Origin of the sequence: Mesorhizobium sp. B2-1-3A (genome assembly GCF_006442655.1) — a bacterium.
GTDB lineage: Bacteria > Pseudomonadota > Alphaproteobacteria > Rhizobiales > Rhizobiaceae > Mesorhizobium.
Genome location: NZ_VFWK01000004.1, coordinates 661,465 through 674,445 on the forward strand (window position 1 = coordinate 661,465; position 12,981 = coordinate 674,445).

17 protein-coding genes and 3 pseudogenes are annotated in these 12,981 nt (G+C 58.8%); 9 read left to right on the plus strand and 11 right to left on the minus strand.

The genetic code is table 11. The features are described 5' to 3' along the window. The first annotated feature begins 77 nt into the window (after positions 1-77). The 3 genes and pseudogenes from FJ977_RS18975 to FJ977_RS18985 all read left to right on the plus strand — a co-directional run bounded on the left by FJ977_RS18975 (position 78) and on the right by FJ977_RS18985 (position 941). Complete coding sequence (locus FJ977_RS18975; protein ID WP_140773751.1) at positions 78-275, plus strand: hypothetical protein; 198 nt, start codon at positions 78-80, stop codon at positions 273-275. A 93-nt stretch (positions 276-368) separates the two neighbouring features. Continuing rightward, positions 369-763 (plus strand): annotated as a pseudogene (locus FJ977_RS18980) (NAD(P)H-dependent oxidoreductase); the annotation flags it as partial. 14 nt (positions 764-777) lie between these two features. Then, a pseudogene (locus tag FJ977_RS18985) lies at positions 778-941 on the plus strand (DUF3309 family protein). 342 nt (positions 942-1,283) lie between these two features. Here the strand turns inward: FJ977_RS18985 and FJ977_RS18990 are convergent. Then, positions 1,284-1,925, minus strand: a complete 642-nt coding sequence (locus FJ977_RS18990) for a DUF1236 domain-containing protein (RefSeq protein ID WP_140773752.1) — start codon at positions 1,923-1,925, stop codon at positions 1,284-1,286. 201 nt (positions 1,926-2,126) lie between these two features. Here FJ977_RS18990 and FJ977_RS18995 point away from each other — a divergent pair, with 201 nt between their 5' ends. Next, entirely contained in the window at positions 2,127-2,579 is a 453-nt protein-coding gene (locus FJ977_RS18995) for a hypothetical protein (protein WP_140773753.1), read from the plus strand. A 102-nt stretch (positions 2,580-2,681) separates the two neighbouring features. Here FJ977_RS18995 and FJ977_RS19000 read toward each other — a convergent pair whose 3' ends face one another. Continuing rightward, a complete protein-coding gene (locus FJ977_RS19000; RefSeq protein ID WP_140773754.1) occupies positions 2,682-3,383 on the minus strand; it encodes an MgtC/SapB family protein in 702 nt (233 codons plus the stop codon). Positions 3,384-3,502: 119 nt separating this feature from the next. Then, complete coding sequence (locus FJ977_RS19005) at positions 3,503-3,763, minus strand: hypothetical protein (protein WP_140773755.1); 261 nt, start codon at positions 3,761-3,763, stop codon at positions 3,503-3,505. Positions 3,764-4,051: 288 nt separating this feature from the next. Here FJ977_RS19005 and FJ977_RS19010 point away from each other — a divergent pair, with 288 nt between their 5' ends. From FJ977_RS19010 to FJ977_RS19020, 3 genes are all read left to right on the plus strand, one after another. After that, positions 4,052-4,240 (plus strand): DUF2934 domain-containing protein, encoded by a 189-nt coding sequence (locus FJ977_RS19010; RefSeq protein WP_140773756.1) that lies wholly within the window; start codon positions 4,052-4,054, stop codon positions 4,238-4,240. A gap of 67 nt (positions 4,241-4,307) precedes the next feature. Next, positions 4,308-4,490 (plus strand): hypothetical protein, encoded by a 183-nt coding sequence (locus FJ977_RS19015; RefSeq protein ID WP_140773757.1) that lies wholly within the window; start codon positions 4,308-4,310, stop codon positions 4,488-4,490. 39 nt (positions 4,491-4,529) lie between these two features. Continuing rightward, positions 4,530-4,940: a DUF427 domain-containing protein gene (locus FJ977_RS19020; protein ID WP_140773758.1), complete on the plus strand. Its 411-nt coding sequence runs from the start codon at positions 4,530-4,532 to the stop codon at positions 4,938-4,940. 17 nt (positions 4,941-4,957) lie between these two features. Here FJ977_RS19020 and FJ977_RS19025 read toward each other — a convergent pair whose 3' ends face one another. Next, positions 4,958-5,377 (minus strand): HD domain-containing protein, encoded by a 420-nt coding sequence (locus FJ977_RS19025; protein WP_140773759.1) that lies wholly within the window; start codon positions 5,375-5,377, stop codon positions 4,958-4,960. 24 nt (positions 5,378-5,401) lie between these two features. After that, positions 5,402-5,815: a GFA family protein gene (locus FJ977_RS19030; protein WP_348643216.1), complete on the minus strand. Its 414-nt coding sequence runs from the start codon at positions 5,813-5,815 to the stop codon at positions 5,402-5,404. Positions 5,816-5,988: 173 nt separating this feature from the next. On the opposite strand from FJ977_RS19030, the gene FJ977_RS19035 reads away from it, so the two are divergent. Then, the gene (locus FJ977_RS19035) at positions 5,989-6,597 is read left to right on the plus strand and encodes an isochorismatase family cysteine hydrolase (protein WP_140773760.1); all 609 of its coding nucleotides are present in this window, start codon (positions 5,989-5,991) and stop codon (positions 6,595-6,597) included. Positions 6,598-6,631: 34 nt separating this feature from the next. On the opposite strand, the pseudogene FJ977_RS36295 reads toward FJ977_RS19035, so the two are convergent. From FJ977_RS36295 to FJ977_RS19050, 3 genes and pseudogenes are all read right to left on the minus strand, one after another. Beyond that, positions 6,632-6,777, minus strand: a pseudogene (locus tag FJ977_RS36295) (DNA-binding protein); the annotation flags it as partial. 261 nt (positions 6,778-7,038) lie between these two features. Further along, positions 7,039-7,437 (minus strand): response regulator, encoded by a 399-nt coding sequence (locus FJ977_RS19045; RefSeq protein WP_140773761.1) that lies wholly within the window; start codon positions 7,435-7,437, stop codon positions 7,039-7,041. Beyond that, positions 7,412-8,131, minus strand: coding sequence for a response regulator (locus FJ977_RS19050; protein WP_140773762.1), 720 nt, complete (start codon positions 8,129-8,131; stop codon positions 7,412-7,414). Before FJ977_RS19050 ends, FJ977_RS19045 begins: the two co-directional genes overlap by 26 nt. A gap of 381 nt (positions 8,132-8,512) precedes the next feature. On the opposite strand from FJ977_RS19050, the gene FJ977_RS19055 reads away from it, so the two are divergent. Further along, on the plus strand, positions 8,513-9,505 hold the full coding sequence (locus tag FJ977_RS19055; RefSeq protein ID WP_140773738.1) for an IS481 family transposase: 993 nt from the start codon (positions 8,513-8,515) through the stop codon (positions 9,503-9,505). Positions 9,506-9,890: 385 nt separating this feature from the next. Here the strand turns inward: FJ977_RS19055 and cyoD are convergent, their stop codons facing one another. The 3 genes from cyoD to cyoB are packed head-to-tail and all read right to left on the minus strand — an operon-like array spanning position 9,891 to position 12,981. Then, positions 9,891-10,301, minus strand: a complete 411-nt coding sequence (cyoD, locus tag FJ977_RS19065) for a cytochrome o ubiquinol oxidase subunit IV (protein WP_140773763.1) — start codon at positions 10,299-10,301, stop codon at positions 9,891-9,893. Beyond that, a complete protein-coding gene (locus FJ977_RS19070) occupies positions 10,298-10,984 on the minus strand; it encodes a cytochrome c oxidase subunit 3 (RefSeq protein ID WP_140773764.1) in 687 nt (228 codons plus the stop codon). The genes cyoD and FJ977_RS19070 overlap by 4 nt, the downstream gene beginning before the upstream one ends. Then, entirely contained in the window at positions 10,981-12,981 is a 2,001-nt protein-coding gene (cyoB, locus tag FJ977_RS19075; protein ID WP_181179982.1) for a cytochrome o ubiquinol oxidase subunit I, read from the minus strand. The genes FJ977_RS19070 and cyoB overlap by 4 nt, the downstream gene beginning before the upstream one ends.

Here is a 12,981-nt window from a genome sequence, read left to right on the forward strand (position 1 = left end):
ACCGAGTTACCATTGCCCGCCGCCGCTTCCCATGGCGGCGGGCTGTGCATTCCAATCCCCTCAACTGGACAATGAAGATGATGAACCTTGAAGTCGAGACGACAGAAGCGCTTATGGCGCGCTTGGCCGATCTCCAGGCGAGAGTGCGGGCAGCACGCATAACCGACGCCGAAATAAAGACCTTCCAAAAGGTCGCTGCCATCATGGACGACGGCCGCGGCCGGATTGCCGGCGACGATCTGATCGCAGCATCGTTCCTCGCTGAGCCGATTTGATTGGCAATGCCGGGCGACCCCGCACGTGTTGCAAGAACGCGCTCTCCCGAAGTGGTCGGCGGGGTTGTGATTAGGACACCACAGGAGATTTAGATGCCGCTTACGGCTTTCGCACTCAATTGCTCGCTCAAAGCTTCGGGTGACAAGGAAAGATCTTCCACCGACCGGCTATTGGCCGGTTTTCTGGCGGCGCGGGTGTCGTACGAGGTGAAGGGCGAATCGTGCGCGCTGGACCACGACATAAAGCCCCTGTGTACTTTCGGATATGGGCATGGGTGACGGTTGGCCGAAACTCCGTAGCAAAATACTGGTGGCCGACATCTTCGTGCTCGGGCTGCCAATTTGGCTCGGCCAGCCCTCAAGCGTGGCCAAGCGCATCCTGGAGCGAATGGATGCGTTTCTCGAGAAACCGATGACAAGGGGCGCATGCCGGCGGTAGGAAAGGTGGCCCTGTTGCCGTCGTCGGCAATGAGGACGGTGCGCCGCATCGGGAGAGAAGGCTATGAGTCTCGGCACCATTCTCATCATTATCTTGATTATTGCACTGCTTGGTGGCTTCAGCGGGCTCGGCGGCGGGCCGTTCTACGGCACCGGCTATTATGGCGCGGCGGCCTCGGTCTGGTGCTGCTTATAATCATCATTCTGGTCGTGCTCGGGCGCATCTAGCCCGGAACTTCTGGCGGTCTTCTCTTCGCCATGCGCCGTCAATATTGGCTCTGGGGGCCGCCAAAACCCAAGACAGAATCTCATTAATCTCATTTCATCGCATGGAACGTCGCAATCAAAACCGCGGTTGTTGGTTATTTAGTCGGAATTTAACAGAATGCGTCAGGAACGGTCGCCGCGCGCGTCCCTTCATCGGCGACCGCTAATCCCCGCTATCTTCACCTCGAGGATAGCGGGTTTTCTGGCTCGGGCGGGGTGATGCTCGTGTATCACCTGCCGACTGTGATCCTCTCTAAGCAATGGACCCGTCACTCCGGAAGGGCGGACCACCGGTCGGATACGCTAGGTCAGAATCAACACGATCTTGAGCGTATCCGGATCGACGATGACGATCCGACCGTCGGCGAGCAGGAAATACTCGTAGGCCTCGTAGGCCGGGACGATCTTGACGATGCGCGCCGGCAAGCGATGCAGCCTGATCTTGTGCCGCGGAACTTCGACGCCCACGTTGATATCGAAATCCACGCTGGCTACCGGCTCTACCTTGGTTTCCTTGATCGCCTGGGTGATCTGGGTTTTCTGCTCAACCGTCACGTTGTTGATGGAGCTCGTGGACGTCTTATCCTTCGTAGAGGTCTTGCCCTGCGCCTGATCGGTCTGGACCTTGGCCTTTCCCTGTGCCTGCTGATCGGTCGTGGCGCCAGCCTTGCCTTGAGCCTGCTGATCGGTCTGAACCTTGGCCTTGCCCTGCGCCTGCTGGTCGGTATTGCCGCCAGCCCCGCCCTGTGCCTTTTGGTCTGTCTGGACTTTGGTCTTGAGCTGTCCTTGCTCGCCCATCTTTGAACCGGTCTGACAGGTGGCCTTGCCGGAGGCGCAATTGGTGTCCGCTCCGGATTGGCTTTCGGCGGGCTGCTGTGTCTGCGCCATTGCCGTTCCGCAGCCGAGCCCGATCGCCAACATGCTGGTGATGAGAACATGTTTCATAGGAAATCTCCCTGAAAAAATCGTCCCTTCAACAGGTAGAACTGCGACCAAAAAGCTTTGTTCCGAGATCGGATGCGTGAGTGTCAAAGAACAGCCAATGAGATCGCATGATGGCCGGCAGATCGACCCCGATGCGCAATTCAAAACAACCTTTCCAACCTCTTCGATTGCCCTAGCTCTCTGGTTGAGAGGAGACTGGATATGGCAATTTACGGTCTGAGGGTGATCAGCTTCATCTTCGTCGCATTGGCCTTCGACCCGGCCGGCGCGCACTTCTTCTCTATGTTCAACAAGATGAAGCTTGACGGGACGAGTTACCTGGCCGCGCAACGCGCCTACGACGGCTGGAGCCTGTTCGGCATCGTGGTGCTTGGGGCATTGCTCTCCACAGCCGCTCTGGCAGTCCTGCTCTACCGGTCAGGTGGGCCTTTCGGCCTTGTAGTCCTTGCCTTCATCAGCATCGGTGCCACCCAACTTGCCTTCTGGACGCTGACCTATCCGATCAATCAGGCAACCCGGAACTGGACCGATCTGCCCGAAAACTGGGAGCTGCTGCGGCGCCAGTGGGAATATTCGCACGCCATCGCCGCCGGCCTCAATGCCTTGGCATTGCTGGTGCTTTTCATATCAGCGCTTCGCGCAGCGGGGCGTTGAACGACCCGGTATTCACCAGCGCGGTAATCGAGCGGGCAGATCGCGATCCGTTGGAGGCGTCGCTTATCCTGATCTCCGGATCGAGCGTGTGACGCAGTCAAATCAGTGCATCGGCTCGCGGACCAATTGGAATTTTGTGATTTCGGCGTGCTGATCGATCAGCGAAAGCAAATCCGTTGGGGGGCCGCTGCGATCCGGCCGAGTCCAGCGAATTTCGAAGGAAAATACAGGATCGTGGCGATCCTGGCGACGCTCAAGGCCGACCAACCGCGCCCGGTAGCCGAGTGGCTTGACGATTTCGGGCAGATCGTGCGCCTTTGCATCCTTGCATGCGACATCCAGTTCAGCACGGTGGTCGCGTGGGATACGCACGTCGATCCATTTCAGAACGAGAAGCGTCAACAAGGTCAGCAATGTCCCGGCGGCTCCCAGGCCATATTGACCACCGCCGAATGCCAAGCCGATCGCCGTCATCACCCATAAGGTGGCGGCCGTGGTGACCCCACTGACAAGATTGCCGCGGCGAAGGATGGCGCCGCCACCGATGAAGCCGACGCCTGTCAGCACGCCGAGCGGAAAGCGCAACACATCCATCGAGGCAAAGGAATCGGGATTCTTGCCGCCAACTCCTAGTAAGATATTTGCCTGGACCATCGTGAGGGCGGCGGCCAGTCCGACCAGGATAGTCGTCCTGAAGCCCGCCGAATGACCGCGCGCTTCACGGTTCAATCCTATCAACGCACCGGCAAGCACAGTCAAAACCAGTCGCGCCGCGATATCTTGCCAGTCTGGATTTAGAGGCATTGGAAGGACCCGAATTGGAAGGTCGATTGTCGTGCAATCCAATTCTCGGGCGTGCGTTAGGTTCCCGCGCCGTGTCGGGGTGCTGTCGCAACGGCGGTATCAAATTGAAATCCGCAGTACTAGCGGCGCGGGCGGCGCAATGGGATGCGCACGACGTTCTCCGATGCAGGCAGATCAAAGGCCATGGCCAGTTGGCGTACAGAGGCCATCTTGACGATCAGTTCTTCGATCGAACGATTTGGCAAACCGGTCTTCACCCGCTCCCTCACCCTGGTCGCAAGCTGATGAACCCGCACCGGGACTAAAAGCGTGCTGTCGTCCAGCAGCTTGCTGATTTCGATGACCACATCGGCGTCAATGTCTTTCGGCAATTCCCGCATGGGCGTCACCTTGTTCCCGAAGCACCGGCCGTCACGTCTTCAATCCGACGGGCGTTCAGGCTCGCGCGTCAGGCGTGGGACGGGAGAGGCGGATGCACGGATCGATGACCGGATTCATAAATCTGCCGGCGTCGGTGTGTCACCAAAAAATGTCAGTACGGAAATTACCAAGCGGGTCCTTCACGCAATCCACAGGCGCCTTGCCAAGATCGCGGCTTCGGCAGAGCCGCTGCCGAAGGAACAAAAAATATCATCCGGAATTGAGACTGATGATCGGAGGATCGAGTCATGGACAGCAGGGAAGAGCGCATCAAACGGCGAGCCTATGAAATCTGGGAGCGGGAGGGGCGTCCTGCCGGCCGAGAGCAGGAACACTGGGACCAGGCCGTGCAGGAAATAGAGGCGGAAGGCCCGGAGGCCGGGCGCGAAGCGGTCGATCCAGTGGTTGGAGTTGGCTCGAAAAGCACCAGCGGTTGAAGACCCGGCCAGGCAACCAATACGGCGGAGCTTCGTTGGTCGATATCAACCAGAGGAGGCCTCGACAATGAGAACCTTGTCATTGCTGATCTTGGTCGCTGGTCTGGCGCTTGCTGCCTGCGACAACAGCACCAATCCGACGAAAGCCAACACCGACACGGTCAACAAGAATCCGACGGTTGACCAGGATGTCAGGCCTAAATCCACGACTGGCGGTGACCAGCCAGCTACCGTGCCGCCGAGCAAATGACCTTCGATCTCATAACGCCTGTTGGCAAGGAGAACCGATATGCAAGCTTCAGTCGCAACAGCCATAGGCCACCAGGGCCAACTGATCATAGAGCCGTTTGCCGGCACGGTGACGGTGCGATTTTCCGACGCCATAGTCGCTGCCACGGAAAGAGCCAAGGTGCTGCGCGAAGAAGGACACGAGCCTGTCTTCTACATCCCTTTCGAAGATATCTATTTCGACCTTTTCGAAAAGACCAACACCACGAGCGAAAGCCCGCTGAAGGGCGTCGCCAGCTACTGGCGCGTCCATGCTGTGGGAAGCTCGGCCGACGATTTCATGTGGGCATATGAAACTCCTAACACCGTGGCGAGGGCAATTGCGGGTCACGGTGCGTTCGATCCTGAAAAGGCGCGCATTGATGTCGAGCCGTCGGAGGACAAGCGGCACACGCCCCATGTGATGGAATAGGGACGCCCTGACCAGGGTTAGCGCCGCGGGAATTCCTCGTCGAGGATACGCAGTCCCTCCTCGTATTTGGCCGCCGATGCCCCGATCTGCCGCGACTGCCAGACGTTGTCTTCCAGATCCGCACGCTTCACCGGCAGCGCCAATGGGTTCGATGCAGCGCGTCGCACGAAGGCAAAGTAATCCTCGCCATCCCTGCGCGACATGGCATCGACGGCGGATGCAATCGCCGGGCCAAAACCAGCCTCTTCCAACCTGTTCCGGTTCCAGCCTTCACCCTTTTCCAGCACGTCATGAAGATAGGCGACCACCTTCTGATCCATGGTTTCGACAGCATCAACGACACGCCGGCAATGCTCGATGTAAGGCTGCCCGGTCTTGTCGCGTTGCGAAGCATGGACCTCTTCCGCGATCTTGGCCGCCCGGTAAAAGATGCTCATCTGGCTTCTCTTTCAGGCATGGTCTCACCATCGCTCATCGGTATCGTGGTGCGGCAGGTCTATTCCACAGCAAACCCAGCCAAGTCGCTGTCTCGACCCATAGTTGTAGCGTGGCTCCAGGCGAGACGGATCGTCGAACGTCCCAACATGCAGCGCGATCTCGCCGGGCGAAGCGTCATAGAAAAGGCTGAGGGGCGATCCGCAGGCGGAGCAGAACCCCCTCTGGGCGATCGGCGAAGACCTGCGATAGGTTGGCGTCACATTGATCCAGAGGACGCTTTCAGAAGACACCCAGGCCAGAACCGCGAATGCGCTGCCGGTCGCTCGCCGGCACATGTCGCAATGGCAGTAATGCACTCTCGGTTCGCCTCCGACGCGAAAGCGGACCGTGCCGCAGAGACATCCTCCGCTCAGTTCCATGTTGGTGTTCCGGCTCATTTACGACCCTGCGACTCCCGCGGTTCCATGCGAGTAGCTCCGTTCGTCCAGCGGAAACGCCACTCATTTGCGTCGGTTCCTGTGTCGTCTCAGGAACCTGTCCCGGCACCTGGCGTTGCGTATCTTTGTTAGGGAGCGGTCGTGGACACATACTGCCGGTCGGAGAGGCGCTGATGTCGATGCCAGGCTTGGCTTACGGTCCCCTTGGCGATGGATGCATGCATGTCTGCGTGGATATGCAGAGGCTGTTTGCCGAGCCGTCTCAATGGGCAACACCCTGGATCACCCGCGTTCTGCCACAAATCGAGAGACTGGTCGAAAGACGCGCGCCGCAGACGGTCTTCACGCGATTCCTGCCCGCCAAAAAGGCCGGGCAGGGCGTCGGCACGTGGAAGCGCTACTACGAGCGCTGGGCTTCGATGACGACCGAGACGACCGGGCCCGAGATGGCCGAACTGTTGCCGTCATTGGCCCGTTATTGCCCGCCAGCGGCAATCATCGACAAGCACATTTACTCGCCCTGGTTCGAAGGGAGCCTTCGAGCTCTTCTGATGGCGCGCGATATCGATACACTGGTCATCACGGGTGGCGAAACAGATGTATGCGTTTTGGCCACGGTGCTCGGGGCCATCGATTTCGGCTATCGCGTGGTTCTGGTCACGGACGCGCTGTGCAGCTCTTCCGACGCAACCCACGACGCGCTGCTGACCGTCTATCATCAGCGGTTTGCACAGCAGGTCGAGACAGTCGAGATGGAGACAGTTCTCTCGAACTGGACGTAAACCGCCCTGCCGATCGGTCCTTGAAGCTCAAGCGGTCCGGATCGAGCAGCGCAACACCGAGTTCCGGACGCGGCGCAAATGGCTTGGGGCTTCCACCGGCGTGACTTCCAACGTTTGGGCCGAACGATTGCCTTCAAGCAGGTGCCCACCTCTTATGGTTCCGTCGCTCAATCCGAGCACGCCATCGGCCCAAGAGCGCGCGCAACTCGGCTACCGGCGACTTGTATGCGCAATCTATGGCCAGCCATCCCTGAAGAGCTTCCTGTGGACGGGTGTCGAATCCGGCAATCCCTTGACCCGAGACGAAAGCTATCGATGGGATTCCCTCGACGACCAGGGCCTACTCGAAAGCGAACGGCGGCGGCAACGAGCCAAGGGGCCAAAGCTACAGATCAGTCAGCTCTTCCCGGCATCGCCGGAATGGCTCGTTGGCTCGGGCCCTCACCTTTGGGCCGAGCCTCCGCGCAGCCGCCTGATATGGTCCAGTACGATGGCCGGGTCATATGGCTTGGCCAAATGAGGACCGTCCTCGCATAGGTCGCCAGCGGCTTTGACGGTCCGCTCCTCGGCAGCCGACAACAGAACTTTAATTTCGGGTTGGTGTTCACGTATCCAATTCGACAATTGAAAACCCGTCATATCACCCGGCAGGTTGACGTCGGACAAAATTAGATCGACGTGGAAGGCTTGGTGCTGCAGTGCCAGCTGCGCCTCATGAGCATCGTTCGCCTCAAGCACGCGGTAACCGCAGTGTCGTAGGTAGTCCGCTATAACCGTACGAGTTATAATGTCTCCGTCTACGACAAGGATCGTCTCATTCTGTTTCGCTTGATTCTCCATCGAAAGGATCGGTCTGGGCAATGCCCGGTTCCATCATCAGGTTCTGTATTGTTTTTGCCATCACCTCAGGAAGAAACGGCTTGGGCTGGAAAGCGTCAAAAAGCTGCTTCTCCTCTGGAGGAGGTCGGTAGTCGCCGGACATCACGACAACCTTAATACCGGGCCGCTTTTCACGAATGTAAGCCGCCAACGCAATGCCGTCGGTTCTGCCGGGCATTCTCACATCTGTCACGACCAGATCGATCTTAAAGGGAGACTGCAGAAGCTCTATTGCTGCATCGCCGGTCGCGGCTTCGTAAACGGTATATCCCGCCTCGCGGAGCTGGTCGGCCAAATCTATTCTGATCCAAACCTCATCCTCCACCAAGAGAATGATGACGGATCCGACACCGAGCCCAGACTCGGCCAACGGACCTGTTTCTGCGGTCACGCTCCCCGCCCCCACGCTCAACCTACCCGGTAAGAGAACGCCGGGAGCACAAAACGATTCCCTGTTCGTCTTCGAAGCCTGCAGTGCGTTCCGTATTTGCATCCTCCTTTCGGCCGATATCATGCGTTGTTCCATCAGTGAAGCCACCAAGTCTCTGCGCGTGGCGCCCTGCAGGCGAAGCGTTTCGCGAAGCATCGACGCTTCCGCTAGCGCATGAAACAACCGCGCGCGCACATCGTCAAAGTCGTTTAATCGGTCGCTCAAATCCGCCCTCCCAACGATTGGGTGTCTAACCCCTCATTGTTGGATACGATCGGCCGAGGCCGACGGTTCACCCGATCTGACGAATTTCCAGTCAGCATCATCCGGCTTGGAGGGCGAAATTAAATAATCGCCAGCGAGCTGCGCGGGATATTAAGTGTCATCGCTGCGTGGGGTTAGCTCCGTCCGGACGACATTAAGCCAACTTTGCATTTTACATAATGGATATAAACTAAGTGGTTGATATTACTATAGAAATAGTGGTTCAAAATAGGATGCCGGTCTGATCATTGCCAGTAGGAAACAGACATTTCCGCGGCGCACTAGATGTTTGATCCCAGGTTTTGATGGTGCATCCTTATCTTCCGAATCAAAGGAAGCGCTATGGGCCAAGTTCTGCATGGGAGCGCCACAACGACAGAGGCGGTCCGTCGAGCGATACAGCATAGTCAAGAGAGCCTGAGGACGCTGGCCAAGCGCTACGGGATCAACCAGAAGACGGTTGCGAAGTGGAAGGGGCGAGCTTCGGTCGCCGATCTACCGACTGGTCCGAAGGAACCGCGATCGACGGTGCTCTCGATCGAGGAGGAGGCGGTCATTGTCGCTTTTCGCCGCTATACGCTGCTGCCGCTCGACGACTGCCTCTATGCGCTTCAGGCGACTATCCCGCACCTGACGCGGTCTTCATTGCATCGTTGCCTGCAACGCCATGGCATCAGTCGGCTTGCGGATGTCGAGGGCGGCAAACCGGCGAAGAGGAAATTCAAGAGCTACCCGATCGGCTACTTCCACATCGACATTGCCGAGGTCAGGACCGAGCAGGGCAAGCTGCACATGTTCGTCGCTATCGACCGCACCTCGAAGTTCGCCTTCGTCGAGTTGCACGAGAAGGCCCCCACAGCCATCTCTAAAGAGTTCCTGCTCCGGTTGATCGCGGCCGTTCCCTACAAGATCCACACTGTGCTTACCGACAATGGCATCCAGTTCACCACCCCCGGTGCCGGTGGCTCGGCCGTGCCGCTGATCAAGGAGGCAATCGCCAATGGCGAGATCTTCCGCGCTCACGCCTTCGAATACGCCTGCGCCAGGAATGACATCGAGCACCGCACGACCAAGGCTAGGCATCCGTGGACCAATGGCCAGGTCGAGAGAATGAACCGAACTATCAAGGACGCCACCGTCAAGCGGTTCTATTACGAGAGCCATGACCAACTCCGCACCCATCTCGCCGACTTCGTCGCAGCCTACAATTTTGCCCGTAGGCTCAAGACCCTCAAGGGTCTCACACCCTACGAGTTCATCTGCAAGGCGTGGGCCTCACAACCGGAAAGGTTCAAACTCAATCCGCTCCAGCAAATGCCGGGACCAAACATCTAGACACAATGGCGCCCCAGGGCGGTGCTGAGGTGATCACCCCTAAATGCGCTACGGCGTGTATCCTGCCATCGCCAACGTGGCCACCGACCACCAATCCAGCCACGATCACCAAATCGAAATGGCGCTCTAGGAATTCCCGGCCTCTCTGCCAGAAGTTACGCATGAGCTCGAACGTTTGGCGCGAAGTTGGGTCACCACGTTTAACCGCCTGCGCTCGGTATCACGCATCCAGGACCACGTGCCAGATATTCCCATTACACAGGCAGCCTTAGGCGGTGCCCTGAGCCAGTCCAGGGTCCACGTCAACCGAATGCTTCAGGAATTGAGGGGCTGCAGGCTTACGATGCACTTTGGGCAAACTTGATTACAGTGGGATGGCGCACGATCAGGGCATCGTTCCGGCTTGATGGGCGGTCATGGCAGCCATGTTTTCATTGAGGTGGTTCATGATCCAGACCGAGCCCAGAACCACCAGCGCCACGATCAGCACACCGAAGGCCAGAGCCAGTATGTTATTGGTGTTATCCGGTCCGGTAGTCAGGTGCAGAAAAAAAACGAGATGAACACCCATCTGCGCAATAGCGAGCACCACCAGGGCCGAGATCACCGCGGGTCGGTAAATCAGATCGGTTTGAGCCGCCAGGAATGACGCGATCGTAAGCAGGATGGCCAGGCCATAGCCGATCAGATATCCCGACAGCCCCCCAGCCATTTCGTGCTCGGTTATGCGTTCCTCGCCCGGCGCTGAATCGCGGAGGTCCTGCATCTCGCCAGGCTTGCTCTCGATGTCGGTCATGGTGATGCTCCCAACAGATAGACCAGGGTGAAGATGGCGACCCAGATGATGTCGAGTGCGTGCCAAAAGAGCCCGAAGCAGTGGAGCCGCCGCAGAATATCGGACCGAAAACCCTTGACCCACAGCTGCGCCATCATGGTGCCCAGCCAGACCAGGCCGAGCCCGACGTGGGCGCCGTGGCAGCCAACGAGCGCAAAGAAGGCTGATAGAAATGCGCTGCGCGAGGGCCCTGCCTGCTCGCCGATCATCGCCGCGAATTCCTGCACCTCCAGAAACAGGAAGGCTGCACCGAGCAAGCCCGTGACGAGAAGCCAGGCCTGCGTGGCAGCCATCGACCTGCGGTGGGTCGCCAGCGTTGCCAGGCCACCGGTGAAGCTCGATGTAAGCAGGAGGCCCGTCTGCACCGCAACGCGGGTCGGCTCGAACAATTCCTTGCCGGTGGGTCCGCCGGCGGTCGCCTTGGCAAGCACGGCAAAGGCGGCGAAAAAGGCTGAGAAGATGATGATGTCCGACAGGAGAAAGATCCAGAACCCGTAGGCCACGGTGACGAACTTTGAGGCCGGGCCGCCTTCTCCGTGGCCGGTCGCAGAGTGCATGGCATCCCGACCGCCTTGACGGAGCTGATAGGGGTCTCGTGTCTGCGTGCCGGCGCTGATGTCGCTGGTGAAGGCGTGATCGCTCATACCGGACGCTCCCAGCTGCGCAGGAAGGCAAGCTGCGCGGCTCTGCCGTTTCGGTCTATTCGGGCGACCTCATCGGCTGGAATCTCGTAGTCGCCATGATCGCGCCAGGCGAAGACGACGAAGGTGATGTAGGCGCCGATGAAGCCGACGATCGCCAGCCACCATATGTGCCAAATCAGCGCGAAGCCGATCAGCGTGCCGAAGAAGGCGGTGACGAAGCCTGTCGGAGTATTGCGCGGCATCTCGATAGGATCGTATCCTTCAGTATCGGGCCTCTTCTCCTCCCTGCCCCGTTGCTTGATCCGCCAGTAGGGCTCTTCGTCCTCGACGTGAGGCAGCCGCGCATAGTTGAAGGCGGGGGGAGGGGATGACGTTGACCATTCCAGCGAACGCCCATCCCACGGGTCGCCTGTCTCATCGCGAAGCTGGTCGCGATGCCGAATCGAAACGAGAAGCTGTGTGATCTGCAGTGCGGCGCCGGCGATCATCACCAGAACGCCTAACGCGGCCATCGTTAGCCACGGCGTCCAAAGATCCATGTCGATATGTTGCAGGCGCCGTGTCATCCCTAGCAGACCGGCGATGTAGAGCGGGACGAAGACCAGAATGTAGCCGGCCAAGGTGACCCAAAATGCCGCTTTTCCCCAGCCTTCGTGCAAGCGGAAGCCGAACGCCTTGGGAAACCAGTAAGTGAAGCCGGCGAAGGCACCAAACAGCACGCCCGAGATGATGACGTTGTGGAAATGCGCCACGAGGAAAAGCGAGTTGTGCAGCACGAAGTCGGCCGGTGGGACGGCAAGCAGAACGCCGGTCATGCCGCCAATTGTGAAGGTGGTCACGAAAGCCAACGCCCAAAGCATCGGCGTGTTGAAGCGAACCCGCCCGCCATACATGGTGAACAGCCAATTGTAGATCTTTACGCCGGTGCCGACGGCGATGACCGACGTGGCGATGCCGAAGGCTGCATTGACGTCCGCTCCGGCGCCCATGGTGAAGAAATGGTGCAGCCAGACCATGAAGGATACGATGCAGATGAACATCGTGGCCGCGACCATCGAACGGTATCCGAACAGCGGCTTTGACGAGAAAGTCGAGAAGATTTCGGAAAAGATACCGAAGGCGGGAAGCACCAGAATGTAGACCTCGGGATGGCCCCACGCCCAGATCAGGTTGACGAACATCATCTGATTTCCGCCGGCTTCGTTGGTGAAGAAATGAAAGCCCAGATAGCGGTCCAGTGTCAGCATCGCGAGCGTGGCGGTCAGGATTGGGAATGCCGCGACAATAAGCAGGTTGGCCGCGAGAGCGGTCCAGCAGAACATAGGCATCCGCAGATAGCCCATTCCCGGTGCCCGCATCTTGAGGATGGTCGTCACCAGGTTGACGCCGGTGAGCAGCGTGCCGACGCCGGAGATCTGGATCGACCAAAGATAATAATCGACCCCCACACCCGGGGAGTAGGTGGTTTCGGACAAAGGGGCATAGGGCAGCCAGCCGGTGCGGGCGAACTCACCGATCACGAGCGAGATGTTGACCAGCAGGGCTCCGGAAGCCGTAAGCCAGAAGCTGACGGAATTCAGCGTCGGGAAAGCGACATCGCGTATGCCAAGCTGCAGCGGCACGACGAAATTCATCAGGCCGATCATGAAAGGCATCGCCGCGAAGAAGATCATGATCGTGCCGTGCGCGGAAAAGATCTGATCGTAATGCTCCGGCGGCAGGTAGCCCGGTCCGTGGATCGCCAGCACCTGTTGCGTGCGCATCATGATGGCATCGATGAAGCCACGCAGAAGCATGAGCATCGCCAGCACAATGTACATCACGCCGATGCGCTTGTGATCGACCGAGCTTATCCACTCGTTCCACAGGTAGGGCCAGTAGCCTTTCACCGTTATCCATCCAAGCACGGCGGCGGCTGCCAGAAAGACGCCGAGAGCCGCGACGAGCGGGATGGGTTGATCGAAGGGAATGGCCGACCAGTCGAGCTTGCCCAGCAT

What these genes read in the sequence shown, in the direction of transcription:
- FJ977_RS19035 (WP_140773760.1), top strand. Translation starts at nt 5,989, where the DNA reads ATGTCGATGCCAGGCTTGGCTTACGGTCCCCTTGGCGATGGATGCATG.
- cyoD (WP_140773763.1), bottom strand. Translation starts at nt 10,301, where the DNA reads ATGACCGACATCGAGAGCAAGCCTGGCGAGATGCAGGACCTCCGCGAT.
- FJ977_RS19010 (WP_140773756.1), top strand. Translation starts at nt 4,052, where the DNA reads ATGGACAGCAGGGAAGAGCGCATCAAACGGCGAGCCTATGAAATCTGG.
- FJ977_RS19045 (WP_140773761.1), bottom strand. Translation starts at nt 7,437, where the DNA reads ATGGAGAATCAAGCGAAACAGAATGAGACGATCCTTGTCGTAGACGGA.
- FJ977_RS19000 (WP_140773754.1), bottom strand. Translation starts at nt 3,383, where the DNA reads ATGCCTCTAAATCCAGACTGGCAAGATATCGCGGCGCGACTGGTTTTG.
- FJ977_RS19015 (WP_140773757.1), top strand. Translation starts at nt 4,308, where the DNA reads ATGAGAACCTTGTCATTGCTGATCTTGGTCGCTGGTCTGGCGCTTGCT.
- FJ977_RS19030 (WP_348643216.1), bottom strand. Translation starts at nt 5,815, where the DNA reads ATGAGCCGGAACACCAACATGGAACTGAGCGGAGGATGTCTCTGCGGC.
- cyoB (WP_181179982.1), bottom strand. Translation starts at nt 12,981, where the DNA reads ATGCTGGGCAAGCTCGACTGGTCGGCCATTCCCTTCGATCAACCCATC.
- FJ977_RS18995 (WP_140773753.1), top strand. Translation starts at nt 2,127, where the DNA reads ATGGCAATTTACGGTCTGAGGGTGATCAGCTTCATCTTCGTCGCATTG.
- FJ977_RS19005 (WP_140773755.1), bottom strand. Translation starts at nt 3,763, where the DNA reads ATGCGGGAATTGCCGAAAGACATTGACGCCGATGTGGTCATCGAAATC.
- FJ977_RS19070 (WP_140773764.1), bottom strand. Translation starts at nt 10,984, where the DNA reads ATGAGCGATCACGCCTTCACCAGCGACATCAGCGCCGGCACGCAGACA.
- FJ977_RS19025 (WP_140773759.1), bottom strand. Translation starts at nt 5,377, where the DNA reads ATGAGCATCTTTTACCGGGCGGCCAAGATCGCGGAAGAGGTCCATGCT.
- FJ977_RS18990 (WP_140773752.1), bottom strand. Translation starts at nt 1,925, where the DNA reads ATGAAACATGTTCTCATCACCAGCATGTTGGCGATCGGGCTCGGCTGC.
- FJ977_RS19055 (WP_140773738.1), top strand. Translation starts at nt 8,513, where the DNA reads ATGGGCCAAGTTCTGCATGGGAGCGCCACAACGACAGAGGCGGTCCGT.
- FJ977_RS19020 (WP_140773758.1), top strand. Translation starts at nt 4,530, where the DNA reads ATGCAAGCTTCAGTCGCAACAGCCATAGGCCACCAGGGCCAACTGATC.
- FJ977_RS18975 (WP_140773751.1), top strand. Translation starts at nt 78, where the DNA reads ATGATGAACCTTGAAGTCGAGACGACAGAAGCGCTTATGGCGCGCTTG.